The sequence below is a fragment of the Listeria monocytogenes genome (assembly GCF_041765605.1).
Taxonomy (GTDB): Bacteria; Bacillota; Bacilli; order Lactobacillales; family Listeriaceae; genus Listeria; species Listeria monocytogenes_D.
Map to the genome: position 1 here is coordinate 943928 of NZ_CP168900.1, position 26413 is coordinate 970340.

Annotated in this window: 24 protein-coding genes and 1 tRNA gene; 22 read left to right on the forward strand and 3 right to left on the reverse strand. The window is 37.8% G+C overall.

Features of this window, described 5'->3' with window-relative positions:
* The first annotated feature begins 4 nt into the window (after nt 1-4).
* The 17 genes from AB2Q86_RS04765 (at nt 5) to AB2Q86_RS04845 (ending at nt 17752) form a co-directional block, all read left to right on the forward strand.
* The gene (locus tag AB2Q86_RS04765) at nt 5-397 is read left to right on the forward strand and encodes a GntR family transcriptional regulator (RefSeq protein ID WP_003724836.1); all 393 of its coding nucleotides are present in this window, start codon (nt 5-7) and stop codon (nt 395-397) included.
* A 2-nt stretch (nt 398-399) separates the two neighbouring features.
* Nucleotides 400-1503 (forward strand): DUF1648 domain-containing protein, encoded by a 1104-nt coding sequence (locus AB2Q86_RS04770; protein ID WP_003729417.1) that lies wholly within the window; start codon nt 400-402, stop codon nt 1501-1503.
* A gap of 82 nt (nt 1504-1585) precedes the next feature.
* Entirely contained in the window at nt 1586-2089 is a 504-nt protein-coding gene (locus AB2Q86_RS04775; protein WP_012581652.1) for a GyrI-like domain-containing protein, read from the forward strand.
* 113 nt (nt 2090-2202) lie between these two features.
* A complete protein-coding gene (locus AB2Q86_RS04780; RefSeq protein WP_012581651.1) occupies nt 2203-3015 on the forward strand; it encodes a formate/nitrite transporter family protein in 813 nt (270 codons plus the stop codon).
* Between the two features lie 224 nt (nt 3016-3239).
* Nucleotides 3240-4706, forward strand: a complete 1467-nt coding sequence (locus AB2Q86_RS04785) for an NAD-dependent succinate-semialdehyde dehydrogenase (protein ID WP_009929451.1) — start codon at nt 3240-3242, stop codon at nt 4704-4706.
* 142 nt (nt 4707-4848) lie between these two features.
* On the forward strand, nt 4849-5154 hold the full coding sequence (locus tag AB2Q86_RS04790) for a PTS sugar transporter subunit IIB (RefSeq protein ID WP_003721482.1): 306 nt from the start codon (nt 4849-4851) through the stop codon (nt 5152-5154).
* Nucleotides 5155-5158: 4 nt separating this feature from the next.
* Nucleotides 5159-6427 carry a PTS sugar transporter subunit IIC gene (locus tag AB2Q86_RS04795; protein WP_003721483.1) on the forward strand — a complete coding sequence of 423 codons (1269 nt, stop codon included), beginning with the start codon at nt 5159-5161 and terminating at the stop codon, nt 6425-6427.
* A gap of 14 nt (nt 6428-6441) precedes the next feature.
* Complete coding sequence (locus AB2Q86_RS04800) at nt 6442-6792, forward strand: PTS lactose/cellobiose transporter subunit IIA (protein ID WP_003727092.1); 351 nt, start codon at nt 6442-6444, stop codon at nt 6790-6792.
* An 11-nt stretch (nt 6793-6803) separates the two neighbouring features.
* Nucleotides 6804-8255 (forward strand): glycoside hydrolase family 1 protein, encoded by a 1452-nt coding sequence (locus tag AB2Q86_RS04805; RefSeq protein ID WP_012581650.1) that lies wholly within the window; start codon nt 6804-6806, stop codon nt 8253-8255.
* 73 nt (nt 8256-8328) lie between these two features.
* Nucleotides 8329-10227 (forward strand): BglG family transcription antiterminator, encoded by a 1899-nt coding sequence (locus AB2Q86_RS04810; protein ID WP_012581649.1) that lies wholly within the window; start codon nt 8329-8331, stop codon nt 10225-10227.
* A 291-nt stretch (nt 10228-10518) separates the two neighbouring features.
* Nucleotides 10519-12090 carry a Vga family ABC-F type ribosomal protection protein gene (gene vga(G), locus AB2Q86_RS04815; protein ID WP_012581648.1) on the forward strand — a complete coding sequence of 524 codons (1572 nt, stop codon included), beginning with the start codon at nt 10519-10521 and terminating at the stop codon, nt 12088-12090.
* 121 nt (nt 12091-12211) lie between these two features.
* On the forward strand, nt 12212-13252 hold the full coding sequence (locus tag AB2Q86_RS04820; protein WP_012581647.1) for a permease: 1041 nt from the start codon (nt 12212-12214) through the stop codon (nt 13250-13252).
* An 18-nt stretch (nt 13253-13270) separates the two neighbouring features.
* Nucleotides 13271-14110: a TIGR03943 family protein gene (locus AB2Q86_RS04825; protein WP_003724847.1), complete on the forward strand. Its 840-nt coding sequence runs from the start codon at nt 13271-13273 to the stop codon at nt 14108-14110.
* A gap of 88 nt (nt 14111-14198) precedes the next feature.
* A complete protein-coding gene (gene coaA, locus AB2Q86_RS04830) occupies nt 14199-15119 on the forward strand; it encodes a type I pantothenate kinase (RefSeq protein WP_003729407.1) in 921 nt (306 codons plus the stop codon).
* 116 nt (nt 15120-15235) lie between these two features.
* The gene (locus AB2Q86_RS04835; RefSeq protein WP_012581646.1) at nt 15236-15958 is read left to right on the forward strand and encodes an ABC transporter ATP-binding protein; all 723 of its coding nucleotides are present in this window, start codon (nt 15236-15238) and stop codon (nt 15956-15958) included.
* A complete protein-coding gene (locus tag AB2Q86_RS04840) occupies nt 15958-17073 on the forward strand; it encodes an ABC transporter permease (RefSeq protein ID WP_012581645.1) in 1116 nt (371 codons plus the stop codon). The genes AB2Q86_RS04835 and AB2Q86_RS04840 overlap by 1 nt, the downstream gene beginning before the upstream one ends.
* A gap of 22 nt (nt 17074-17095) precedes the next feature.
* On the forward strand, nt 17096-17752 hold the full coding sequence (locus AB2Q86_RS04845; protein WP_003738535.1) for a TetR/AcrR family transcriptional regulator: 657 nt from the start codon (nt 17096-17098) through the stop codon (nt 17750-17752).
* A 34-nt stretch (nt 17753-17786) separates the two neighbouring features.
* Here AB2Q86_RS04845 and ltaS read toward each other — a convergent pair whose 3' ends face one another.
* The gene (gene ltaS / locus AB2Q86_RS04850; RefSeq protein WP_003729403.1) at nt 17787-19748 is read right to left on the reverse strand and encodes a lipoteichoic acid synthase LtaS; all 1962 of its coding nucleotides are present in this window, start codon (nt 19746-19748) and stop codon (nt 17787-17789) included.
* Between the two features lie 259 nt (nt 19749-20007).
* On the opposite strand from ltaS, the gene AB2Q86_RS04855 reads away from it, so the two are divergent.
* The 4 genes from AB2Q86_RS04855 to lplA1 all read left to right on the forward strand — a co-directional run bounded on the left by AB2Q86_RS04855 (nt 20008) and on the right by lplA1 (nt 23274).
* Entirely contained in the window at nt 20008-20631 is a 624-nt protein-coding gene (locus AB2Q86_RS04855) for a DNA-3-methyladenine glycosylase (RefSeq protein ID WP_012581644.1), read from the forward strand.
* Nucleotides 20632-20739: 108 nt separating this feature from the next.
* The gene (locus AB2Q86_RS04860; RefSeq protein WP_003736109.1) at nt 20740-21408 is read left to right on the forward strand and encodes a class A sortase; all 669 of its coding nucleotides are present in this window, start codon (nt 20740-20742) and stop codon (nt 21406-21408) included.
* Between the two features lie 115 nt (nt 21409-21523).
* A complete protein-coding gene (locus tag AB2Q86_RS04865; RefSeq protein ID WP_012581643.1) occupies nt 21524-22255 on the forward strand; it encodes an MBL fold metallo-hydrolase in 732 nt (243 codons plus the stop codon).
* A 23-nt stretch (nt 22256-22278) separates the two neighbouring features.
* The gene (gene lplA1, locus AB2Q86_RS04870) at nt 22279-23274 is read left to right on the forward strand and encodes a lipoate protein ligase LplA1 (protein WP_003729879.1); all 996 of its coding nucleotides are present in this window, start codon (nt 22279-22281) and stop codon (nt 23272-23274) included.
* A gap of 34 nt (nt 23275-23308) precedes the next feature.
* On the opposite strand, the gene AB2Q86_RS04875 is transcribed toward lplA1, so the two are convergent.
* Together AB2Q86_RS04875 and AB2Q86_RS04880 are read right to left on the reverse strand one after the other, a co-directional pair.
* Nucleotides 23309-23914, reverse strand: coding sequence for a TVP38/TMEM64 family protein (locus AB2Q86_RS04875; RefSeq protein WP_003729878.1), 606 nt, complete (start codon nt 23912-23914; stop codon nt 23309-23311).
* A 126-nt stretch (nt 23915-24040) separates the two neighbouring features.
* Nucleotides 24041-26098: a glycosyltransferase family 39 protein gene (locus tag AB2Q86_RS04880; protein ID WP_014589031.1), complete on the reverse strand. Its 2058-nt coding sequence runs from the start codon at nt 26096-26098 to the stop codon at nt 24041-24043.
* Between the two features lie 187 nt (nt 26099-26285).
* On the opposite strand from AB2Q86_RS04880, the gene AB2Q86_RS04885 reads away from it, so the two are divergent.
* Nucleotides 26286-26356, forward strand: a tRNA-Gly gene (locus tag AB2Q86_RS04885).
* Nucleotides 26357-26413 lie beyond the last annotated feature (57 nt).

Below are 26413 nucleotides of genomic sequence, written 5' to 3' on the forward strand. Positions count from 1 at the left end.
TTCTATGTTGCTTGCGATAGATCTTCAATCAGACGAACCGATTTACACACAAATATGCAATCAAATCATTGAAGGTATGGCGAAACGGGAACTTTTACCAGGGGACAAATTACCTTCTGTTCGAAGTTTAGGTGCAGACATTGGTATTAACTTTCATACAGTAAACAAGGCCTACCAAATTTTAAAACAAGAAGGATTTATTCAAATACATCGTCAAAAGGGAGTAGTTATTCATCCGGATGGCGTAGCTAAGGCAGATGAGCTATTTTTTGCGAAATTACAAACGAAGCTAAAACCGCTCATCGCGGAATCGGTTGTGCGCGGTGTTACCGAAGAGAAGTGGCTCGAAGTAAGTAAGGCTATTTTTGACGAAATGCATGGACGGAGAGTGGAGTAGAAATGGAAATCATCATTTATATTTTTGTTAGTATTGCTATCATTTCACTGCAAGCAATAACCCCTTTTGTAATAAGAAAGTCAGAATGTTTCGGAGTAAATGTAGGCGAACGTGCTAACCGGAATGCAGAATTAACGCGGCTAAAAAAACAATATGTTGGGCAAGTGGTTTTGTGGACCTCTTTCGTTGCTATTATCGGAATCGCATTAATTCAAGGCTTTCATTCGAGTGAGAATATGCAAGCGGGTATTTTTATTGCTTCGATGTTTGGACAATTAATCGTTTCTTTTATTATTTATTATCGCTTTCACCACACAACTTTACAGTGGAAAAGAGATAAAATAGAGGCGGGAGAAATCTCGACTAATTCTATCATAATGGTAGACACTAGTTTTCATCGCAGAAAAATGGTTATCTCGTATACGTGGTTTGTCGTGCCACTACTTATCTTTATTATTACACTTGCGATTACAGTCGTTTTTTATCCAGTAGCTCCTGCTGACTTTCCAATCCATTTTGATATGAGTGGGGCAGTGACGGATACGGTTGCCAAATCACCTAGAGTCGTGTTGCTATTGCCAATGATGCAGCTAGGAATGATTGCGTTATTTATCTTTATTAACTTTGTTATTGCTAGGAGCAAACAGTCCGTAGAGAACGAAAACCCTACTGATTCATTAAAACGGGGACTCCTATTTAGACAGATTTCTAGTAAAGCGATGTTAATCATGTGTACGATTATGGTAATTGATTTTCTCATCATGCAAGTAGTCATGTTACTTGCTCTTCCAGTTGAATGGATGATGATAACAATGATTATCTCCGTTGTTTTGATTCTGTTTGGAACCGTCCTTCTTGCTGTAAAAGTAGGGCAAGGCGGTAGCAGACTTAAATTTGCTGACCAACCTGATGGTGTCAATAAACCCATTCGGGATGATGATTCTTTTTGGAAAGCAGGCGTTATTTATTTTAATCGAAATGATCCAGCGTTATTTGTAGAAAAACGCTTTGGGATTGGTTGGACGATTAACACTGCTCGGCCTGTTGCTTGGTTATCTTTTGTCATTATTATCGCTGTTATTATTCTCATTAGCATCTTGTTTTAACTTGCTCTCAGACGGGTATTTACCATATGGTATACGGATAAATTAGCTTGTGTGAGATGCTTTTGTGAAGGAGTAGATAATCATGGCGATTAGATTGAAGCGACTGGAGGAATGGGAAGGATTCACTGGTATTGCGCTCGTTCGAGAAGGTCTTAAAACAGAAGCACTTCATACAGAAATAAAAACAGCCTTCAAAGAAATGCTTCAACTTGCGCGAGAACTAGATGATTTTTCCAAACAAAAAACGTTTTATGGTATTTCTGTCCATAATATAGAAGACGGAATTACTCATTATTCGGTAATTCCAGTGGAACAAAAATATCCTCATTTACAAGAACCGCTTGAGTGGATTGAAGTTCCGGCTCATACGTATTTTGTAGCAGAGCATATTCAGGATACAGACATAAGTGAAAGCTATGAAGAGATTGCCAGAGCCATTCAAGAAAAAAATTACAAACCATATATTACAGCGAACAACCCCGTTTTTGACCCACTACCATTCAAATTGGAAGTGTATACGAAACAAGGAAACAACGAAGCAAATATTGAAATAAGGATTCCTGTCGTAAAAGAATTGCATACGTAAGAAGAAGCCTGGGACTTTTGTTCTGGGCTTTTTTATACTAGCAAGCTGTTTTTGAGTGTGCTATAATAAAAACGCTATTTTGTGATTATTTTAACAAGAAGGAAGGGATTCATGTGGGATATTACAGCCCGCAGGAAGTAACAGAGATTACGATTGAAAAAGGAACCCAAAAAGCAAATTCAAGTACGTTAACGCTTGTGTTGTTAGGCTTTTTAGGTGGTGCCTTTATATCTCTTGGTTACTTATTATACATACGTGCAGTAGGAACAATGCCTCACGAATGGGGGAGCTTTGCAACGCTTATCGGCGCCAGTCTTTTTCCGGTTGGCCTCGTTTGTATTTTGCTAGGTGGAGGAGAATTAATTACCGGCAACATGATGGCTGTCGCGATTGCTTGGTACGACAAAAAAATTTCCTTCCAACAATTACTTAGAAACTGGGCGATTGTGTCTGTCATGAACTTAGTGGGCGCATTTTTTGTCGCTTACTTCTTCGGACATTTCGTTGGTTTAACAGAAGGCGATTTCTTACCAAAAACGCTAGCTACAGCTGGTGCAAAAATTAACGATCCTTTCTGGGTTGCTTTTGTTTCCGGAATTGGTTGTAACTGGTTTGTTGGGATTGCGGTTTGGCTTTGCTACGCGGCCAAAGATTTCGCAGGGAAAATCCTTGGTATTTGGTTCCCGGTTATGGCATTTGTTGCTATCGGATTTCAGCACGTTGTCGCCAACATGTTTATTATCCCAGCTGCGATTTTCGCTGGTTACTATTCATGGGCGGATTTCATTTGGAACGTCATCCCAGTTTACTTAGGAAATGTAGTCGGTGGAGCAGTTTTTGTTAGCTTATTCTACTTCCTTGCTTATAAGAAAAACGCGCCTAAAAAAGTAAAAGAAGAAATACACCAACCAATTGAAGAAAGTTAAGACCGAAAAAGCTAGTTACATTCGATGTAGCTAGCTTTTTTTGAAAAAAATTAAAGTTTTTTAGAGACTGTTCTCGTTCCCGCCATGTTGGGATAGAATGACTTTTTCCAAAAACCATTTTGCCACTTAAAAAAGAAAATCCTGATTAAATTTTTCGATTTGTGGAAAACACTATTATAAGCAACGAGAGCACGTGCAGAAAAATTTTTTGAGGAGTGGTATTTTTGAGTATTAAAGAAACAGCCTTACCAAAAGTTCAAACAAAATTATTTATTAATGGAAAATGGACGGATGGAGATAATAAAGAAACAAAAGATATTGTAAACCCAGCAAACGGAGAAGTTATTGCCAAAATCGCTCAAGCTGGACCAAACGAAACCAAAAAAGCCATTAAAGCTGCAAAAGAAGCATTTCCTGATTGGGCAAAAATGGAACTAGCTGATCGCGTCAAATTATTACACAAAATTGCCGATTTAATGGAAGAAAAAGCAGATACACTAGCAAAAATTATGACGCTTGAACAAGGTAAACCGCTAAAAGAATCAAAAGGAGAAGTCCTAACTGGCGCAGAAAACTTCCGATTCGCTGCAGAAGAAGCAAGAAGATTATATGGGGAAACTATCCCAGCGCCAAACAATCATGCGTTTATCGTGAAAAAACAACCAATTGGCGTAGTTGCGGCCATTACTCCGTGGAATTTCCCAGGTGGTATGGTGACACGAAAACTTGCTCCAGCGCTTGCAACCGGAAATACAATCGTATTAAAACCATCCGGAGATACGCCGCTTTCAGCCCTAGCTATCTTTGAAATTTTTGAAGAAGCCGGCTTGCCAAAAGGTGTTGCCAATATCGTTATGGGTAGCTCCAAAGAAATCGGCGAAACGTTAACTGACAGTGATGATGTTCGTAAACTAACTTTCACCGGCTCCACGAAAGTCGGTCAAACACTATTCAAACAATCAGCCGAAACACTGAAAAAAATCTCGCTCGAACTTGGTGGACATGCGCCATTTATCGTATTTGATGATGCGAACCTGGATGCTGCTGTAAATGATTTAGTTGCAGCGAAATTCCGCAATAACGGTCAAGTATGTGTATCGCCAAACCGAATTTTTGTTGCCAAAGAAATTAAAGAAAAATTCACTAAGGCGCTAGTTGCTAAAGTAAAACAACTAAAAGTAGGTAACGGTTTAGATGATGTGAATGTTGGTCCACTTATCCGCGAAGATGCGATTGACAAAATCGACAAACAACTTAAAAATGCCACAGATAAAGGTGCCAAAGTCTTAACTGGTGGCGGCCGTTTAACAGGTTCCGACTATGACAAAGGGAACTTCTACAAACCAACTGTCTTAGATAATGTTACCCGTGAAATGGATATTTTCTACGAAGAAACATTTGGTCCAGTAATCCCACTCATCACATTTGAAACGGAAGACGAAGCAATCGAAATGGCGAATGACAGTGAATTCGGTCTTGCTTCTTACTTCTATACAAAAGACTTAGCTCGCGTAGAAAAAGTAGGTGCGGCATTAGAATATGGTATGGTAGGTGCAAACGAAATTGCGATTTCTAACCCAGAAACCCCATTTGGCGGTGTTAAACATTCTGGTTTCGGTCGCGAAAACGGCCACTACGGTATGGAAGAATACATCCAAGTGAAATTTATTAATTTAAAATATCGTGACTAACACAGGTTATTAAGAAACTCCTTCGCTTCATGCGGAGGGGTTCTTTTTTATGCAGTTTCCTACCAGTAGGAAAAAAACATATTTGTAAGCGGATTCAGTCATTTATATAATAAAAGTAAGTTAAGGAAAGGGAGGATACAAAATGAAAAACATTTTACTCATTTGTGGGTCAGGAGCTTCAAGTGGATTCATGGCAGCAGCAATCAGAAAAGCCGCAAAAAAACGTGGAGAACAAGTGACGGTGAAAGCAGCCAGTGAGTCACAAATAGATGAAAGAATTAATGAAATTGATTACTTATTAATCGGGCCGCACTTAGCTTATATGCTGGATGACTTAAAACAAAAAGTAGCCGATAAAAATGTTTTAGTATCAATTATTCCGCAAGCAACTTATGGCACACTTAACGGTGAAAAAGCACTGGATCTCATTTTAACTATGGAGGGATAACACGATGAACAACAAAGTGATGGATTTTATGACAAATAAATTTGCTCCAAAAGTAAATAAAGTTGTTAAAAATCCTTGGGTATCAGCAATTCAAGATGCAATTATGTCTGCGCTTCCGCTCGTTTTTGTCGGTTCTTTAGTCACCATCGTTTCACTACTTAAAAATTTATTTCCCGGCATGCCTGACTTTTCGATGATAAGTAATTTTTCGTTTGGAATGTTTGGGTTAGTCGTAGCGTTTTTAATCCCATACTATCTGATGGAGAAAAAAGGAAATAGTAGCCAAAAATTAATTTCTGGCGCAACTGGACTTGTTCTATTTTTAATGCTACTATTTCCAACTATTTCAGCAGACGGGGATGCCGTTTTCATTTTATCTAGATTTGGAGCGACAGGGATGTTCTTATCCATTACAACCGGCTTATTTGTTGGTTGTGTGATGAACTTTGCTGCGAAACGATCCTTTTTCAGTGAAGATACACCGATTCCGGATTTTGTCGTTGGTTGGTTCAATAGCTTGCTACCAATTACATTTATTCTGATTGTTGGTTGGTTAATAACTGTTCAATTTAACATTGATTTCTTTGAAGTGATTGTGGCAGTGTTTAGCCCGCTCGCGTCAATCGTACAATCTTATCCAGGCTTTGTGCTTTCGGTTTTCATTCCAGCATTTCTTTATACATTCGGGATTTCTGGGTGGGTTATGATGCCCGCGATTTACCCGGTTTATATGGCTGGACTCGCAGAAAACTCACAAGCTGTAGCAAATGGCGCAAGTGCATCAAACATCGCAACACAAGAAACTGTATACGCATTAATTTCAATCGGCGGGGTCGGCACAACCTTATCACTATCCATTATGATGCTCATTTTAAGTAAGTCTTTACAGCTAAAAGCAATCGGAAAAGCAGTTATTGTCCCATCGATTTTTAATATCAACGAACCATTGTTTTTCGGGGCACCAATTGCCTTCAACCCATACTTAATGATTCCAACGTGGATTAATGCTTTCTTAGTTCCAAGCATCGCCTATTTCGTTATGTCGATGAACTTAGTAAGTATTCCCGCGCAATCGTTCTTGCTATGGTACATGCCTTATCCTGTAACGTCTTACCTTGCAACACAAGATTTCCGAGGTGTGATTGCTTGTTTAGCAATTATCGTCATCACATGGCTCGTCTACTTGCCGTTCTTTAAAGCATACGACAACTCATTACTCAAACAAGAAAAATTAGATGCAGTCGAAACAGAGAAAGAAATGGTAACAAATTGATTGGAGGAACTAAAATGTCAGAGCAAGACTATGTTGAAGAAACAGATAGCTTAAATGAACTATCCATGAATATATTAATCCATGCTGGAAACGCAAGAAATGACCTAGTGAAAGGTCTTAACCATTTAGAGGAACTAGCGTTTAACGAAGCCGAGGAATTTATCGCCTCTGCCAAAAAAGAAATTGTCATCGCGCATAGTCTGCAAACAGATACACTTCAATTAGAAGCATCAGGCAATCAAATCCGTTATTCCACGCTGTTCTGTCATGCGCAAGATACACTCATGACAGCCAAAAGTGAAATTTTAATCGGCGAGCATATGCTACGTTTATTCAAAAAAATGACCGAACTTACGAAAAAATAGGAGGTACGAGCATGTTTGAAAATTATCAATTTCCGAAAGACTTTTTATGGGGAGGAGCTATCGCAGCCAACCAAGCAGAAGGCGCATTTAAAGTAGATGGAAAAGGAATTAGTTTAGCAGATTTGCACAAATATCATAAAGGTAAAACAAATGATGAAATCAGTGAGGAACAACATAAAGGAGTAAGTTTGGCTGATATCAAAGCAAGTATGGAAGATAAAGTGAACTATTATCCGAAACGCCATGGTATCGACTTTTATCACACGTATCCAGAAGACTTGGCTTTGCTTGCTGAAATGGGCTTTAAAACATTTCGAACTTCGCTGGATTGGACACGTATTTTTCCGACTGGCGAAGAAACGGAACCAAATGAAGCGGGATTAAAATATTATGACCAATTAATCGACAAAATTATCGAACTTGGCATGGAGCCAATTATTACGATTTTACATTACGAAACGCCGGTGGAAATTGTCTTAAATCATGGCGGCTGGCATAATCGTAATGTTATTGATTTATTTGAGAAGTACGGCAAAACAGTACTTGATCGCTACAATAAAAAAGTGAAATATTGGATTGTCATTAACCAAATTAATTTAATTCAATTTGAACCATTTAACTCTACTGCGATTCCATATGATGCTGTCGATGATTATTTATCCGCTACGTATCAAGCTGTTCATAACCAATTTGTCGCAAGTGCGAAAATTTACGAATACGGAAAAGCGCTAAATCCTAATTTAATGATTGGTACAATGCTCGCTGATTGTACGGCCTATCCATTCTCCTGCGATCCAGATGATATCGTACTCGCAATGAAACGTAACCGCATGGAATATTTCTTCGCAGACGTGCAGTTCCAAGGCGAATATCCAAAGTATGCGCTTAATTACTTTGATGAAAATAATATTCATATTGAAATCACAGAAGAAGACAAAGCCATTTTACAAAAAAACACCATGGATTATTTAGCACTTTCCTATTATTATTCCCAAATGGTGGACTCCAAGAAAAATGATTTGGATCCAGCTTCGATTACACCAAACCCGCATCTTAAAGCTAATCCGTGGGGCTGGGCAGTCGATCCGAAAGGCTTGTATAACGCATTGTCGCAGTACTGGGACAGATATCATAAACCAATTATCATCGCCGAAAATGGTTTTGGAATGTATGATAAATTAGAAAATGGCGAAATCCATGATGATTACCGGATTGATTATTTATCCGCGCATCTAAAAGAAATGAAACGTGCCATGTACGACGGCGTAGAAATTATCGCATATTGCGCTTGGGGACCGATTGATATAGTTAGTTGCTCCTCCGCACAAATGGAAAAAAGATACGGTTTCATTTATGTTGATTTAGATAACGAAGGAAACGGTACAGGCAAAAGAATTAAAAAAGATAGCTTTTCATGGTATAAAAAAGTAATAGAGTCTAATGGGGAAGACTTAGAAGCTTAATGTAAAAGAGCGCCAGTTGTGGTAGTTGATAGCTAATACAACTGGCTTTCGATATATAGGGGGTAACAAAAAAATGGATACTCAAAAAGAAATACTAGCTTATTTGCATAAACAGGAAAATAAGTGGGTTACCTCAAATGAGTTAGCAGCTTTTTGCGAATGTACAACACGAACCATTCGCAACAACATTTCTAAAATAAATGAAGCGACACCGAATTTAATTCGTTCTGCAAAACAAGGCTATCAAATCAATCAGCGTATCCCATTTGAACTTCAGACAGAAAGTGATGTAACAGAACGAAAGTCAAAACTCTTACTCGAATTAATTAAAAACTCTACTAAAGGCGTTGACCTGTTCGAACTTGCGGATATTTTATACATTTCAGAAGTAACCTTAAAAAAAGACATCCAACAATTAAAAAACGAACTAAAAGAAGCCGATGTCCAAATCGTCACCAGTAAAGACCGAATCAAATTAATCGGAAAAGAACGTGCCAAACGAAAATATATGATTTCCTTGCTATACGAAGAAGGCGGATACCGTGAAAGTATCAAAAGTCGCATTCAAGAAATGATTGAATTTGTTTCTATCGATAAACTACAAAACATCGTAAAAGAAGTTTTAGCGGAAGAATCCATTACAACCAATCAATATTCGATGATGAACATTGTTTTACATTACGCCATTAGCATCGTCCGAATTCAACAGGGAAATACACTCATTGAAACCCAAAAAACACTCATCCGAAAACACTCCAAAGAATACGAAATATCGAAAAAAATTGCTAAAATTCTCTCGGAAGAATACCAAATCCATTTTTCAGAGGCAGAGACAAAACAACTTGGACTTTTATATGTTGGCTTGCAAAATGAACAATCTGCTAATGCCAATCATGGCGAACTGGACCAATTTGTTGATAAAAAAATCATCGAAGCACTTAAAAGCGTGCTCGCCAATGTGGAAGAAACCTATCTCATTGATCTCCAAAATGAGCAACTTTTTATCAAGCTAGCGATTCACGTCCAAAGCCTATACTATCGCTCGCGTTACAAAGCGTACACCAGAAATTTAAGCTTACTTGATATTAAAACGTCCTACCCCGTAACTTTTGACATTGCCGTTTACATTTCTTCTTTGCTACAAGAAAAACTAACGATAGATTTTAACGAAGATGAAATTTCCTTTATCGCGCTGCATATCGGCTCTTTTCTAGAAAGTGAAAACCGTGATGATATTCGCTTAGAAATAGGCCTACTTATTGAGGATTATCACGATTTAAGAACAAATATGCTGAAAAAGCTGCGTGCACGATTTGAAAATGAAGCTACCATCGAACTGATAGAAAACGAGGACTCAGAAGAAAATTTTGATATTATCTTAACAACAAACCGTGATATTGCTCTTGAAAAAGCGGGCTCTATCTTTATTCATCCATTACTAACGACGAAGGATATCAAAAAAATCAGCAATCGAATCCAAACAAAGAAAAAAATCTTGGAAAATCACATACGAGGTCAACAAATTGATCGCTATATCGTTCGTTCCCTCTACGCAAACCAAATTGACCCCTCAGAACTGACACCCGCAAAAATCAGAGAGCAAATGATTTCTAAAATGGAAAAACAAACCTTCGTCACGCCGGAATTTAAAGAAAAAGTCGAAAAAAGGGAACGAATGGCGCCAACAAGCTTCCCATCCGGCATTGCTATACCTCATTCTATCAAGAATGATGCGCTTCAAAGTGGTGTATCCATAATGACGCTACAAGAACCGATTTATTGGAATGACGTCAAAATAAAAATAATTGCCCTCGTTGCCATCAGTAAAAAAGATGCGACAGAGTTCAATGATTTTTTTGAAAAGTTTGTAGAAATCGTTTCCGAACCCATCAACACTAAACGTTTATCAATGGCCGAAAGTTTCAAGGAGTTCATCCAAAAACTAAAAATGATGATGGAAGAAAATGAGTAAATGACAACAGACTAAGCCGTGTATTTCAAAAGACACGGCTTATAAAGGTTGAAGTAACAATAAAATTGCGCTATAATATAACCATCAAACGAAAAGGAGTGTTATCTTAAGCCAATGAAATTCTAATCCTGTATTATATGAAAAAATGAAGAAAGCTATCCAATTCTCGGATAGAAACTATTTTTTCGGACGGGATTCGTATGTTCATTTCGCATGATAACTCTTGCTACAGGCCTTTTTTGGCGTAGCCTCGCGGATTCCTCTCTGAAAATATTCAGGAGGTTATTTTTTATGTCTACAATCGAAATAAATCAATTAAAAATAGAAGTAGCAGACAGAGTTTTAGTAGAAATCCCTCATCTGCTAGTTAGTAAAAAAGCAAGAATCGGCATCATCGGTCAAAATGGTCTAGGAAAAACAACGCTAATGGAAGTGATTGCTGGTGCTAAAGAAGCGACATCTGGCACGGTGACTACACAAGGAAAACTTGCTTACATCAAACAACTTTCCGCGGATACAAGTACGAAAAGCGGTGGCGAAAAAACAAGAAAAGCTATCCAACACGCGATGCGCCAAAATCCAAGTGTTCTCCTAGCAGACGAACCAACAAGCAATCTTGATGTCGAAAGCGTCAAACATTTAGAACGTCAGTGGAGCGATTTCCACGGTGCGCTCATAATTATCTCGCATGACCGCGCTTTTTTAGATGCACTTTGTACAGAAATATGGGAAATCAAAAACCAAAAAATTCACGTATACAAAGGAAACTACCACGCGTATTTAGAACAAAAACAACAACAAGAAAACCAAGCAGAACTTGCATACAAAGAATTTAAAAACAAAAAGAAACAATTACAAGCCTCCCAAACGTATCATGAAATCGAAGCCGGCCGCATCGTTAAACCAGGGAAACGGCTAAACAACAAAGAAGCCAGCGCATTTAAAGCCGGAAAAGGCACACAACAAAAGAAACAACACAGTACCATCAAAGCTTTAGAAAAACGAATTGAACGGCTCGGTAATGTCGAAAAACCACATACAACTAAACCAATCAAAATTATCACCCCAGACAATCGCGTCATAAAAAAAGGTAATACAATACTAAGTGCCAAAGAAACAGCCTACGAAATCGCCGGACGAAAACTATTTGAAACAAAAGCCTTTTCTATTAAAGCAGGGGATAAAGTGGCGCTGATCGGTGAAAATGCGAGTGGGAAAACTACATTTTTAAAAGAAATAATCCAAGAAAATCCTAATCTCTTATGTAATTCCCAAGCGAAAATTGCTTATTTCGACCAAGAATTGAATGGATTAAACCAAACGAAATCCCTGTTAGAAAACATCACGGAAATTAGCGTTCAAACCAAGCAAGTAAACAGAGAAGTACTAGGTAGCATGCATTTTAAAGAAAGCGATTTGCATAAGGAAGTGCGCATGCTCTCTGGCGGGGAACGAGTGAAGTTGCTGCTCAGTATGCTCCTTGTTAGTGACGCCAATTTCTTGATTCTTGATGAACCAACCAACTATTTGGATATCTATGCAATGGAAGCGCTGGAAACGTTAATTAAACAATTTGCGGGGACAGTACTATTCGTTTCGCATGATAGAACTTTTGTTAATCATGTGGCAGAACAGCTACTCGTCATTGAAAATAATGAAATGACTTTCCACCGTATGACTTTCGCGGAATATGAAGAAAGTAAAGCACCAAGTCGCATTACAGAAGAAGATAAATTGATTTTAGAAATGCGCATGTCAGAAATTGCGGCAAAACTTATGCAACCCAATTTAAAGCCCGCAGAAAAAGCCATGCTCGAACAAGATTATCAAGAAATCATCACAAAAAGACAACAATTTAGTTAAATTGTTGTCTTTTTATTCGAGCAAAATAAAAAATATAGTCATTTATCTTTTACTTGATTTCTGCAAAAGATAGGCTTAGAATCAAATAGTTATTAAAAAGAGTAAAGAAAGAAGGAATCCCATGTTTAGTCATCTTCCGGATTCATTCCTCCAAATGAATACCATTTTTATTTCTATTTTGATTGAGGCACTGCCGTTTGTATTAATTGGAGTATTTATTGCTGGCTTTATTCAAATGTTTATATCAGAACAATTTATTGCCCGTGTTATCCCCAAAAATAAATTTCTAGCAGTCATTGTTGGCTCGCTTATCGGTGTATTTTTCCCTTCCTGTGAATGTGGAATTGTTCCTATCGTTCGTAATTTACTGGCAAAAGGGGTACCGCTTCATGCTGGTATAGCCTTCATGCTTACCGCTCCTATTATCAACCCAGTAGTATTATTTTCAACGTATGTTGCATTTGGTAGTACGTGGGAAGTTCCGTTGCTACGTGTTGCGGGGAGTCTTGTAGTAGCTCTCGTTGTCGGAAATATTATCGCTTATTTTTATAAAGGAACTGGACTCAAAGAGCGCTTTTTAAAATATGAAGCAGCTAGTGAAAAAGTGGCCGTTCCAGCAACAAATCTAGCACTTGCTGGTGGTCCTTCTGAAAGTACGACAACTAATTTCCAAGTCCTAACAAGCGACGGAGCACTTACAGAAGACGCTCATAAAGGACATGCGCACCACCATCACGGTGAGGAGCACGCGCATACAAAAATGACATTGAGTCAAAAAATATGGCATACCGTACAACACGCAGTCGATGAATTCTTCTCTGTAGGTAAATACCTTGTGTTTGGCTCATTAATTGCCGCAGCGATGCAAACATACATTAAAACATCCACACTTGTTTCCATAGGTCATGGCCCGATTTTGTCCATCTTACTTATGATGGTTCTTGCCTTTGTATTGTCCCTTTGCTCTGAAGCTGATGCCTTTATTGGCGCTTCTTTCCGTAGTGTTTTCTCCACACAATCCATCGTTGCATTTTTAGTGTTCGGCCCAATGCTTGATATTAAAAATCTAATGATGATGTTAGGAGCATTTAAAGCAAAATTTGTCTTATTAATTGTTACTAGTGTAACGATTGTTGTCTTTTTATACGCCTTAGTTATTTAACCGAAAGAAGGTGAAAGTATGTTTCGCGTTTTTATTTTATTTGGATTTGGTTTTTATTTGATGCAGTTACATATTTCTGGTGATATCAGTAAATATATAAATATGAAGTACGCTTATTTATCTTTTTCTGCGATGATAGCCGCATTTCTACTTGCGATTATTCAGCTCATTATGGTGTTTCGCGATGAAGATATTGGTGCAAAAACAGAACATATGGGGCACACCCATGATGGCGAAAATACCATTTTGAAAAAAATTATGGTGTATGGTTTACTTTCTTACGCCTTGATTGCAGGTTTTCTTTTTCCCGTCGCAACGCTTGATTCGACCATTGTTTCGGCAAAAGGATTTCATTTCCCGAAAAACAATGCAGCTGGCGACGACCCATACGCTCAAAATCAATTTTTAAGACCAGATACGAGTGGCTATTTTGGGGAAACCGATTATGAAAAAATGATGGCGAAAGAAAAAGCAGAAATCATCGATCAAAACCCAATTAAAGTCAATGATAGTAATTACTTAATGACGATGGAAATTCTTTATAATTATCCAGGGGAGTTTACTGGCAAACAAATCGAATTTACCGGTTTTGTTTATAATGATGAAGTCACCCAAGATAATAACTTGTTCTTGTTCCGCTTTGGAATAATTCACTGTGTAGCTGATTCTGGTGTGTTCGGAATGCTCGTTCAAATGCCCGAAAAAACCGATTTGAAAAACGATACATGGCTTACAGTAAAAGGAACCATCACCCAAGAATATTATTCTCCGTTCAAAATGAACATCCCGTCTGTACAAGTAGAAAGCTATAAAGAAGTAGCAAAACCAAAATCAGTTTATGTCTATCGTAAATATTAAATCGCTACTTGCGGATTTATGCAGCTTGCGTTATCCTTAAATAAAGCTGTTTACGTTTTCACGAATGAATTAAAGGATGGAACATTGAATGAATGATTACAACCACTACTTTCATTTCCCACGAGAAGAATGGCGCAAGCTGGAAGTGAGTAAGGACCAAATTTTAACTGCAGAGGAACTGGAAGAAATACGTGGTTTAAATGACCGAATTTCTTTACAAGACATCTCTGAAATCTATTTACCACTAATAAAACTAATTGCGATTCAATACCATGAAGCGATTTTTATTCATGGAGAAAAAATGGAATACTTGAAGAAGAAAGAATCGCGTGCACCATTTATTATTGCATTAGCAGGAAGTGTGGCTGTTGGGAAAAGTACGACAGCGCGTGTTTTCAAATTAATGCTTGATCGCTGGTTCTCCAAAACTAGACAAGTAGAGCTTGTAACGACAGACGGCTTTCTTTACCCTAACAAAGTTCTAGAAGAGCGCGGCATCATGGATAAAAAAGGCTTTCCTGAAAGCTACGACCGTGACCGTTTTGCCAAGTTTTTAACCGACTTAAAAGCAAATAAAGAAGATGTCGAAATACCACTTTATTCGCATTTCACTTATGATGTTTTAGACGAAACTCGCGTGATTCATAATCCTGATATCGTTATTATTGAAGGAATCAATGTTCTTCAAGCAGATCAACATGAGAGCCTGTTTCCAAGTGACTTCTTTGATTTCTCCGTTTACATGGATGCCAATGAATCTGATATCAAAAAATGGTATTTAGAGCGTTTCTTCATGCTTCGCGAAACAGCTTTCCAAGATGAAAGCTCTTATTTCCACCCATATACTAAAATTAGCAAGCAAGAAGCAGAAACATTTGCGCTCGGGGTTTGGGATACAATCAACGGGGTCAACTTAAAAGAAAACATTGAGAAAACAAAATATCGAGCCGACTTAGTGCTTCATAAAGGCACTGATCACCTCATTTCAGACATTTATTTACGCAAATAACCGAATGCAGATAGAAGGAAACTTCTTGATGCATTCGGTTTTTTCTTTACATTGGAGAAAATCCGAGTACAATGGGAAGTGAGTAATCACTCATTTTGGGAAAGGGAGGGAAAGCAATGTCAGAAATAGCGATTAATGTAACCAACCTAGACGTGAAAATTGGTAAGAAGCAAATCTTGTCGGATATGTCTCTTGAAATAGCTAAAGGCGAGATATTTGGCTTAATAGGACCATCCGGTGCGGGGAAAACAACACTCGTTAAAACCATCATTGGGATGGAAAAGGGAACGAATGGCACAACCGAAGTGTTAGGAAAAGTAATGCCTAATTTACCCGTCATTAGCAAAATTGGTTACATGGCTCAATCAGACGCACTTTATACTGATTTAACAGCCAAAGAAAATTTGGATTTTTTCGCTTCACTATATTCCATCAAAGGTGCAGCCAAAAAAGACCGAATGAATTATGCTGCCACTTTAGTTAATTTACAACAAGATTTAACTAAAAAGGTAAACAATTATTCAGGAGGGATGAAACGTAGGCTGTCTCTGGCCATTTCTGTACTTGCTGACCCAGATGTCCTAATTCTAGATGAGCCGACAGTCGGAATTGATCCAGAACTAAGAAAAACGATTTGGGAAGAGCTAGGTGATCTAAAAGCGAACGGTAAATGTATCCTTGTGACGACACACGTGATGGATGAAGCCGAAAAATGCGATAGACTTGCCATGATAAGAAATGGGGAAATAATCGCTGTAGGGACCCCACAAGAGCTCTCAAGCAAAACGTCATCTGGCAAGCTAGAAGATGCCTTTTTAGAGTTTGGAGGGAAGCACTAATGCGAATACTTGCCATCGTCAAACGCATCATTAACCAATTTCGCCGTGATAAACGGACGCTTGCCCTAATGTTTCTTGCGCCACTATTACTTATTACGCTGCTCACTTATTTATTCGAAGGTGACACAGTGAAGCCAGTTGTTGGTGTAAGCGGCCTTTCTGATTCCATGGTAAAAGAACTGAAAGCAAACGATTTAACCATCAAAACTTACTCGGAAAATACCGATGTAACTGCTAAAATTAAAGATGCCAATCTCGACGCTTTTTTCAAACAAAACGGTGAAAAACTTGAAGTCACCTATGAAAATAGTGAACCAAGCTTGAGTAAAGAAATCGGATTAAAACTACAAAAAGCATTGATGACCGAGCAACAAGTACAAGCAAAGAACCAAGCAAAGGCAACAGGAGAAGCTTTAGCTAAAGCTGGAATTGATCCAAACAGCATTCCATCACTTACCGAAAGTCCAGAAAAACTTAGTATCTCAACTGATTACGTTTACGGCGATAAAGATACTAGCTTTTTCGACACAATTAGCCCGATTTTCATTGGCTTTTTCGTATTCTTCTTCGTATTTCTGATTGCCGGTATTTCTTTCTTGAGAGAACGAACAACAGGTACGCTTGAACGACTCATGGCAACCCCAATTAAACGTATCGAACTTGAATTAGGGTATTTAATAGGTTTTGGTATTTTTGCGTTACTACAGTCTATCTTAGTCGCAGTTTTCTCCATCCAAGTACTTGGCATGATGCAAAACGGCTCCTTATTCTATGTATTACTAATTACATTAACACTCGGCATGGTTTCTCTAGCGCTAGGAATTTTACTTTCTACTTTTGCAAATAATGAATTTCAAATCGTTCAATTTATTCCTATCATTATCGTGCCACAAGTCTTATTTTGTGGGATTTTCCCGCTCGATGGGATGGCAGATTGGCTCGTGTGGATTGCCCATATTATGCCGCTTTACTACGGCGCAAATGCCCTAACATCCATCATGGTAAAAGGAGAAGGATTCGCTTCATTTGCAACTGATTTCTACATTTTACTAGGATTTGTGCTCGTATTTGTTATATTAAATATTTTTGCTTTGAAAAAATATCGTAAAGTTTAAGTGAGACAGGAGGAGATATGACGTGGATGCAGAAGGAGACATTATCCGTCAAATGCTTGATTTAACGGAAAAAGAAACAAAAATGAGTGAAAAGCAGCGCCGAATTGTTGCTGCTTCCATCGAACTGTTTGCAGAAAAAGGCTATGCCGGAACTTCAACGAATGAAATTGCTAAAAAAGCAGGGGTCGCAGAAGGCACCATTTTTAGACACTATAAAACGAAAAAAGATTTACTAATGGCGATTACCATGCCAACGCTTATCGGTGGTGTGATACCATTTTTAGCACAAAGCTTTGTCAAAGAAGTGTTTGAAAGTGAGTATCCAGATTTTCAGTCATTCATTCGGGAAATCATCGTTAATCGCTTTGATTTTGCCAAAGAGAATGGTAAGGTCATCAAAATTTATTTTATGGAACTGTTTTATCACGATGAACTAAGAGTGCAGTTTTCAGAAATTTTTATGACGCACGTTAAAGGACAATTTGATCAAATGATTGATTATTATAAAGAGCGCGGGGAGATTGTTGATATGCCGAACAGTACGATTATGCGCGCCCTTATCACGAATATTGTCGGTTTTATGCTAACTAGGTTTGTCGTTATGCCTGATGTGGAGTGGGATGACGCAAAAGAAATTGATGACACGGTGGCGTATATTATGCGAGGTTTAGGCAAATAAAAAAAAGAGTCCAGATATTCTGGACTCTTTTTTTTTATTTATCGGATGAATCAGTTGATTTTTTCTTATTGTAATTGTATTTACTTGGATCCACTTTTTTGAAACCATCAGGAGCATAGAAACGTAACAAGTCACCTTGTAGTACAGAATCTGAAAGCTCTAATTCTTTTGCTACTTTTTCTTTTGTTTCTTTCATTTCTTTTGTTTCCGTAGCAATTGGTTCACCAGTTTGTTGATTATACATGTTACCACCAATCATTGAATAGGTAGGAGTTATATAATCACCATTTCGGAATGGAACAAGTTGTTTGTGATCTTTAGAAAGTAAATCTGTACCAAATTGCAAGTACTCTTTATTATCAACACCAAGTAAGTGAAGTAATGTCGGAAGTAAGTCAACTTGACCACCGTATTGTTCTTGAACGCCACCTTGAACACCAGGAACGTGAATCATTAAAGGAACACGTTGCGCTTGGGCATTTTCAAAAGTGTTGTAATCTTTACCAAGAATTTTTGTCATTGCTTCTTCATGGTTGTCGGAAATACCATAATGGTCACCGTACATGATAATCACAGAGTTATCGTAAAGACCAGTTTTCTTCAAGTAATCAACAAAGCTCTTCACAGATTCGTCTAAATAACGAGCTGTTTGGAAATACGTATCTACAGATGAATCGCCTGTTGTTGCCGGAGCAATCGAAGCATCTTTCTCATCAATTGGATAAGGGAAGTGGTTCGTAAGCGTAATAAATTTCGTGTAGAACGGTTGTTGTAATGACGATAGATATTCTTCGGATTCCTTAAAGAATGGTTTATCTTTAAGTCCGTAGTTAGAAACATCTGCTTCGTTCATATCGTAGTAACTAGCATCAAAGAAATTATCGTAACCAAATTGTTTATAAATTTCATCACGATTCCAGAAGCTCTTATAGTTACCATGGAATACAGCACTTGTATAGCCTTGTTGGCCTAAAATAGCAGATGCAGATTCATAGGTGTTTTGCCCTTTAGTAGTAAAGGCAGAACCTTGAGGCAAGCCATAAAGCGAGTTCTCAAGTAACATTTCAGAGTCAGCTGTTTTACCTTGACCTGTTTGGTGGAAGAAGTTTGTAAAACTTAGTGTATTTTGGTCTTTAAAGAAAGAGTTAATAAACGGTGTTACTTCTTCTCCATTTAATTTATAATTCACTAGGAATTGTTGGAAACTCTCTAAGTGGATATAAATGACGTTTTTGCCTTTTGCTTTACCGAAATATTCCGGATTTGGCGCGGCATATTTTGATTTAGTGTAGTTAAGTACTTCTGTAACATCACTACTATCAGCAAGTGCACGCTGTGTAGATGACTCAGTACTTTTCACTGCATCATAGATTTGGTAGTTAGTCATACCAAGATATTTAACAATATAATTTCTATCAAATGTTCTTGTTAGCAGTTGTGGACGATCAATTTCTGCAAGTCCCAAGTTACCAAAGAACATTGCGATACCAAGCGTCAGAACCCCAACTACTTTTCTTGCACGAATACGGGCTGTTTTGTTTGGTTTTACAAAGCGGAAAGCAAGTAGTGCAATTAAAATGATAATATCCGCGAAGTAAATAATATCGTGCCAGCTGAGTAACGCTGTGATACTACTTCCCATGTCGCCCATGTTTTGCATTTGTTTTGCGTTAAGATTCGGAAGCGTAATGAAATCACTAAAGAATCTATAATATACAATATTTGCGTAAAGAATAAAACTCATTAAAAAGTCAATGACAATAATCCAAATGAATGAACGACGTCCCTTAGCAAAGAGCGCAAGACCCATAAAGAAAATGGCCCCACTTAATGGATTAATGAACAGCAAAATTTGCTGCATCAGATTTTCTATGCCAAGTTTAAATTCAAGTTGATATGCAATATACGTTTTTAGCCAATAAAGAATGACGGCTAGAACAAAAAATCCATAATTCTTGCTTAAAAACGTTTGGATTTTTATTTTCCAATCCTTCATGAAACACCTCTCCTACACACTATTTACTCGTTTTATTTGTTATTTTGAAATGAAAAAAAGAAGCTGTACTATGTAACAAGAAACATCTTCATACAGCACCCACTTTAACATAATTCTAACACAAGATTAATAAAAGGCAAGTTATAACGTATACGTCTGAAGTAGGATTTTAGGGGAAATAGGCTGATATAACTAGTCAAAAAAGAACCATTTGGAATAGAATTCTGCTAGAATAAAAAGAAAAACATTGAGGTATGAAATGGATACGATTATTACGAACGCATTTTTTGAAAATAAGACGACCATCGAATTAGCGAGAGATATTCTTGGTATGCGCCTAGTACATCAAACAACTAATGGGAAGCTTTCCGGACTAATAGTGGAAACAGAAGCGTACCTCGGGGCAACAGATATGGCGGCACATAGTTTTCAAAACCTCCGAACGAAACGAACGGAAGTCATGTTTTCATCTCCAGGAAGAATCTACATGTACCAAATGCACCGCCAAGTGTTGCTTAATTTTATAACCATGCCAGAAGGAATCCCAGAAGCCATTTTAATACGAGCCATCGAACCTGAAGAACAAGCAAAACATCTAATGGAACAAAACCGTGGCGGGAAAACGGGTTACGAACTTACTAATGGCCCTGGAAAATTAACGCAAGCTTTAGGATTAAGTATGCAAGATTACGGGAAAACTCTTTTTGATAGTAACATTTGGTTAGAAGAGGCAAAAACGCCGCATTTAATAGAAGCAACTAATCGAATAGGGGTGCCAAACAAAGGAATTGCAACCCATTTCCCACTTAGATTTACTGTTAAAGGCAGCCCATATCTTTCAGCTCAACGAAAAAGTCGGATTCTGGCTGATATTTGGGAGTAATTTTACAATTTTGTCACAGGTAGGGAAAATAGTTCTACTTAGTCACTGATTTTCTTTGCTTCGTAAGAGGAGCTACTATATAATGAAATAGTTACAAGGAGGAATCATATGTTAAAGAAAACAATTGCAATAATAATTTTAATCATCGGGCTACTATTAATTTTTTCCCCATTCATCAAAAACGGCATCGTGAAATACATGAGCGGTCATGAAACAATCGAACAATATAACGCATCAGATATAAAGAAAAATAATGAAAAAGACGCTACATTTGATTTTGAAAGTGTGCAGCTTCCGTCTATGACATCTGTTATTAAAGGAGCAGCCAATTATGACAAAGATGCGGTTATTGGTTCTATCGCAGTTCCATCCGTAGACGTGAATCTATTAGTTTTCAAAGGAACAAATACGGCTAATTTATTGGCGGGTGCAACAACCATGCGTTCTGATCAAGTCATGGGTAAAGGTAACTATCCGCTGGCAGGTCACCATATGCGTGATGAATCTATGTTGTTTGGTCCTATCATGAAAGTCAAAAAAGGCGACAAGATTTATCTAACAGATCTTGAGAATTTATACGAATATACTGTTACGGAAACAAAAACGATTGATGAAACAGAAGTAAGTGTGATTGACGATACGAAAGACGCTAGAATTACACTTATTACATGTGATAAACCAACCGAAACAACGAAACGCTTTGTTGCCGTTGGTGAGCTAGAAAAAACAGAAAAATTAACAAAAGAACTAGAGAATAAATATTTCCCTAGTAAATAATGAGGAAAAAAAGACAGCGGATTTTCTAAGCTGTCTTTTTTCTGAATGATTTCTCCTTTTATTGTAAATGTTGTATCATATAAAGGAGGTTTACTTTGAGAAAGGAAGTGCAGTGATGAAACTAACCGTTTTTGGACATTGGGGTGGCTATCCGGTAGCGAATGAAGGAACATCTAGTTATTTGCTGGAAGAAGCTGGATTTAAGCTTTTAATTGATGTTGGAGCAAGTGCTGTTTCTATTATGCAAAACTATATTGATCCTGATGACATTGATGCGGCAATAATTTCTCATTACCATCCAGATCATGTAGCAGACGTAGGAATTTTGCAGCACATTCGTCTATTATCACAAAAAAAGGAAAAACCGCCAGTCTTGCCGATTTATGGGCATAAAGAAGATGAACGTGGCTATTCTTATTTAGAAATGGCGAATGTAACAAAGGCAATCGAATATAAAGCAGACGATACACTGGAAATAGGACCGTTTAAAGTAACTTTCTTAAAAACGATTCATCCGGTACCTTGCTATGCAATGAGAATAGAAGCGGCTGGCAAAGTTTTCGTATACACCGCAGATAGCGCTTATCAAGATAGCTTTATTCCTTTTGCAGAGAGTGCCGATTTATTAGTAACAGACACCAATTTTTTCCATGACCTAGCTGGAAAAACAAAAGTGCATATGGCAAGTACAGAAGTTGCAAAAATTGCCAAAGAAGCCAATGTGAAATCATTACTCCTTAGTCATTTACCCGAAGTTGGCGATTTAGAAGTTCTAAAACAAGAAGCAGCAGCTATTTACAAAGGAGAAATTGCGCTCGCTTCCAAAGGATTCACGAAAACATTTTAATATAGAAGAAAAGGGGTAGGAGTATGTATTTTATAGATAACAATAATGAGAAAGATCCACGTATTAATTTAGCGGTGGAGGAATTTATTTTAACAGAATTAAATCTGGATGAGCCTGTGCTGTTATTTTATATTAATAAGCCATCGATTATCATTGGGCGCAACCAAAATACAGTAGAAGAAATTGATACAGAGTATGTGGAGAAAAATGATGTCATCGTTGTGCGCAGACTTTCTGGTGGTGGCGCAGTTTATCATGATGAAGGAAACTTGAATTTCAGTTTTATTACAGAAGATGATGGCGAGTCTTTCCATAATTTTGCGAAATTCACACAACCGATTGTGGAAGCGCTGAAACGTTTAGGCGTCAATGCGGAACTAAAAGGGCGCAATGATTTATTGATTGATGGCTTCAAAGTTTCCGGTAATGCACAATTTGCAACCAAAGGGAAAATGTTCTCACACGGCACATTGATGTATGATTTGAACCTAGATAACGTTGCTGCATCGCTAAAACCACGTAAAGATAAAATCGAATCAAAAGGTATTAAATCTGTTCGTAGTCGTGTAGCAAATATTTCTGATTTCATGGATCAAGAAATGACAACGGAAGAGTTCCGCGATTTGCTATTACTTTATATTTTCAATGTTGAAAAAGTAGAAGACGTAAAAGAATATAAATTAACTGCTGCAGATTGGGAAAAAATCCGCGAAATATCTGCTAAACGTTATGGCAACTGGGATTGGAATTACGGAAAATCACCAAAATTCGATTTAACACGTACAAAACGTTTCCCAGTAGGAGCCGTCGATGTTCGCTTAAATGTACAAAAAGGGATTATTACAGATATCAAGATTTTCGGAGATTTCTTCGGCGTGAAAAATGTGGCGGATATTGAGGAGAAATTAGTTAATACTACTTATAAACGTGAAGCTTTGGCTGAGGCGTTAGAAGATATAGACGTAAAAGAATATTTTGGTAACATCACGAAAGATGAATTTTTAGATTTACTTTATTAAAAAAAGAAAGCACGCATTCCGCGTGCTTTCTTTTTTATTTGAGATTCTTTCCTGACATCCAACGTTCCAGCCGTTTTCCAACAAACCATAAAATAACGACAGAAACAGCTAATATAGCCAGTTTGAGCGGCTGGTGAATCAAGTCGACAAAGTCATAGCCAATATAGCTAATGGCGAAGACTTTGATTAGTTTGCCACCTACAAGCGCTAATATAAATTGATATACTTTTATTTTAGAGAGACCTGCAACAATATTTACCGCCGAAGATGGGGTAAATGGCATTACAAGTAAAATGAAAATCGGACTAAAACCATGTCTATCAATCCATTCCATTACTCGTTTAATTTGTTTGTGACCCGAAATAAAACGTAAAAAACGAGTTTGACCAAATTTCCGTGCTAACAAGAATACGCATAAACTACCCGCAATTGCTGCTGTCACCGAAATTAAAAAACCACCAAGTAGTCCGTATGCATTTACGTTCACTACAACGAATACAATAAATGGTAAAAATGGTAAAAACGCTTCAATAAAAGGTAAGAGAAAAGCTAAAAGTGGACCTAAATTCCGATATTCACTTAGCCAGTACATTAAATTATCATAAGAAAAGAAATTCATCATATCCTGCCAAAATGTCATAAGCAAGCCTCCAGTAGTCTTTAACAACATACTTATTTTCTCACATCAAAATGATAAAGCGCTAATAAAACAGCTTGAATATAGTTAAAATCCTAGTATTTCAACCAGGATTTTAACATTTCTTCTTTATTTTAATTGATATAGTGTTCCTGTACCAGTGCCATTCATTCCTTGAGCGCCACCTTGCATATTAAAAGAAGCACTAGAAGTAGTGTCATCATCCGTAGAACCGGAGCTACTCCACTTCGAACTATCAATTTCTGTACCGTTTTCTTGAATCCATTTTACCACATCTGAGTCAGAAGCTTTACTATTTGATGGGAGATAGAAATATTTTATTTCACCGGCTTGAATCATTTGTTTTAATTGTTTTACAGTTAGAGTTGGATCTGTTCCATTGAAACCACCAAGCGCCATAACAGCTTCTTTCGTTTTAATAATATAAGGACCTGCTGTTGTTGCATCTGTTGTCCCAAATAAGTAGGTTTCCCCAGTATTGTTTTTCTGTAAATAGCTAATTAAATCACTATCAACAGATGCATCGGCGAATCCACCACCACTGGATTGTTTTAATTGTGGTCCAGCTTCAGGTAAGGAACTATTCCCACCATATAAAATAGGTGTTAAAGACCAATATGTTGGAGCAATGAGCAAAATCGCTAAAGCGAGCGCTGTTATCTTTGCGGTGAGTTTGGAAGGTTGTGGTCTAAATACAATTAAGATAATAGACGTAATCAGTGCAGCAATACCAATAACTACCGCTAAAACAGGCAAGTAAGCAGCAACAAAGAATGCTTGAAGACCTCCAGTTAGCGTAACAGCAGCAGGTAGCAGGAACCTTTGCCAATTCTCTTTGTCTTGGTATAACCGGAAGAGCGCCACTAGACCTACGCCACTAAGTACAGCAATTGGTGGAGCTAGCATAATCAAATAATAATGATGGAAAAAGCCAGCAATACTAAAGAATCCGGCGACAGGGATAAGCCAAGCTGCCCAGAAAACCATTTCCTTTTGTTTGGAGGTCAATTGGTAAATTCGTTTATTTTCATTTCGATACGCCAGGAAAATGGCTAGCATACCGATAATAGCAAGTGGTAAGAACCAACTAATTTGATCACCAAGTGCGGTTTGGAATAGACGAAGCGGTCCAGCGTTCCCTGTTCCAAACATGCCTGTGCTACCAGTCATTTTTGATCCATTTCCGCCGCCGTTTGCCGCATTACCTGGAGCTCCAGTTGGGGGAGCGCCATTATTTCCTTGAGGAGGAGTTCCGCCGTTAGCGCCGTCCTGCATACTTCCACTTGGAGGAGTCGGTGGGGTTGTGCTACTTGAATCTGTTGAGTTAGTGCTAGGAGGAGTCCCCATTTCCATATTCCCGGTACTGCCTGTTCCAGTTTCTTGACCAAGAAGCCGTTCCATACCATTATAGCCAAATGCCAACTCAAGCACCGAATTGGTTTGACTACTACCGATATAAGGTCGCTCTGAAGTAGCTGTTTGGTCAACTACGACTGCCCAAGAAACAGAGACACCTAGCATTAAGACAAGTGCGATTACTAATTGAACTAGCTTTTTTCTCCAACTTAGTTTTGTAGCAATAAAATAGAAGAGCAAAAATGCGGGTACGACCATGAAAGCTTGGAGCATTTTTACATTAAAACCGACACCAATCAACGCAAAAGAAAGTAAAAGCCAGCCGATTTTTGCACGATGAACAGCTTTAAAAAGGAAAAAGGTTGCTAGTAATAACACAAATACAAGAATAGCATCCATATTATTAGTACGCGTCACGGCTACCGCAATAGGAGTCAGCGCCATAATTAAAGCAGTAATTCTTGCAGCCCATGCGCCAAATATAGGTTTGACGAGCACATAAAGCAAAATCACCGAACCAACACCAGCCAACGCTTGTGGTAAGATAACACTCCAACCATGTACGCCGAAAATGAGGGCACTGATCGCTTGCAACCAAAGTGCAACAGGTGGCTTATCTACTGTAATAAAACCAGCAGGATCAAAAGCTCCGTAGAAAAAATTATGAAAATTTTGCACCATACTTGTCACAGCAGCTGTATAATAAGGATTTACCGTATCATCATTCCAAATACCATAAAAATTAAAAAAGATGGCAATAACAATAATTCCAACAAAATAAAAATCTAAATGTTGTATCCGTTTCTTCATATTCTTCACTTCTTTCCATAAGATAATACCTTTTATTTTAGAGTTCAAATATGAAAAAAACGTGAATAAATTTAGAAATAAACGAGATATTTATTTTTTATAAAGAAATTCCAGAAAAAGCCTTGTCAAAACATACATAGAATGGTATTATATAAAAGTTGTTAAAACACTAAGAACTACTTACTATGCGGGTGTAGTTTAGTGGTAAAACTACAGCCTTCCAAGCTGTTGTCGTGGGTTCGATTCCCATCACCCGCTTTATATTTTTTTATAAATCCTGTTATCAACGCAGTGTTTCGACCTTTTTAAGCGAAG

Excerpts from the sequence above, each read along its gene's own strand:
- AB2Q86_RS04855 (WP_012581644.1), top strand. The coding sequence starts at position 20,008 with ATGGATACGATTATTACGAACGCATTTTTTGAAAATAAGACGACCATC.
- AB2Q86_RS04775 (WP_012581652.1), top strand. The coding sequence starts at position 1,586 with ATGGCGATTAGATTGAAGCGACTGGAGGAATGGGAAGGATTCACTGGT.
- AB2Q86_RS04790 (WP_003721482.1), top strand. The coding sequence starts at position 4,849 with ATGAAAAACATTTTACTCATTTGTGGGTCAGGAGCTTCAAGTGGATTC.
- AB2Q86_RS04800 (WP_003727092.1), top strand. The coding sequence starts at position 6,442 with ATGTCAGAGCAAGACTATGTTGAAGAAACAGATAGCTTAAATGAACTA.
- AB2Q86_RS04795 (WP_003721483.1), top strand. The coding sequence starts at position 5,159 with ATGAACAACAAAGTGATGGATTTTATGACAAATAAATTTGCTCCAAAA.
- AB2Q86_RS04805 (WP_012581650.1), top strand. The coding sequence starts at position 6,804 with ATGTTTGAAAATTATCAATTTCCGAAAGACTTTTTATGGGGAGGAGCT.
- ltaS (WP_003729403.1), bottom strand. The coding sequence starts at position 19,748 with ATGAAGGATTGGAAAATAAAAATCCAAACGTTTTTAAGCAAGAATTAT.
- AB2Q86_RS04825 (WP_003724847.1), top strand. The coding sequence starts at position 13,271 with ATGTTTCGCGTTTTTATTTTATTTGGATTTGGTTTTTATTTGATGCAG.
- AB2Q86_RS04835 (WP_012581646.1), top strand. The coding sequence starts at position 15,236 with ATGTCAGAAATAGCGATTAATGTAACCAACCTAGACGTGAAAATTGGT.
- AB2Q86_RS04820 (WP_012581647.1), top strand. The coding sequence starts at position 12,212 with ATGTTTAGTCATCTTCCGGATTCATTCCTCCAAATGAATACCATTTTT.
- AB2Q86_RS04865 (WP_012581643.1), top strand. The coding sequence starts at position 21,524 with ATGAAACTAACCGTTTTTGGACATTGGGGTGGCTATCCGGTAGCGAAT.
- coaA (WP_003729407.1), top strand. The coding sequence starts at position 14,199 with ATGAATGATTACAACCACTACTTTCATTTCCCACGAGAAGAATGGCGC.
- AB2Q86_RS04880 (WP_014589031.1), bottom strand. The coding sequence starts at position 26,098 with ATGAAGAAACGGATACAACATTTAGATTTTTATTTTGTTGGAATTATT.
- AB2Q86_RS04860 (WP_003736109.1), top strand. The coding sequence starts at position 20,740 with ATGTTAAAGAAAACAATTGCAATAATAATTTTAATCATCGGGCTACTA.
- AB2Q86_RS04765 (WP_003724836.1), top strand. The coding sequence starts at position 5 with ATGTTGCTTGCGATAGATCTTCAATCAGACGAACCGATTTACACACAA.
- AB2Q86_RS04810 (WP_012581649.1), top strand. The coding sequence starts at position 8,329 with ATGGATACTCAAAAAGAAATACTAGCTTATTTGCATAAACAGGAAAAT.
- AB2Q86_RS04770 (WP_003729417.1), top strand. The coding sequence starts at position 400 with ATGGAAATCATCATTTATATTTTTGTTAGTATTGCTATCATTTCACTG.
- AB2Q86_RS04875 (WP_003729878.1), bottom strand. The coding sequence starts at position 23,914 with ATGACATTTTGGCAGGATATGATGAATTTCTTTTCTTATGATAATTTA.
- AB2Q86_RS04840 (WP_012581645.1), top strand. The coding sequence starts at position 15,958 with ATGCGAATACTTGCCATCGTCAAACGCATCATTAACCAATTTCGCCGT.
- lplA1 (WP_003729879.1), top strand. The coding sequence starts at position 22,279 with ATGTATTTTATAGATAACAATAATGAGAAAGATCCACGTATTAATTTA.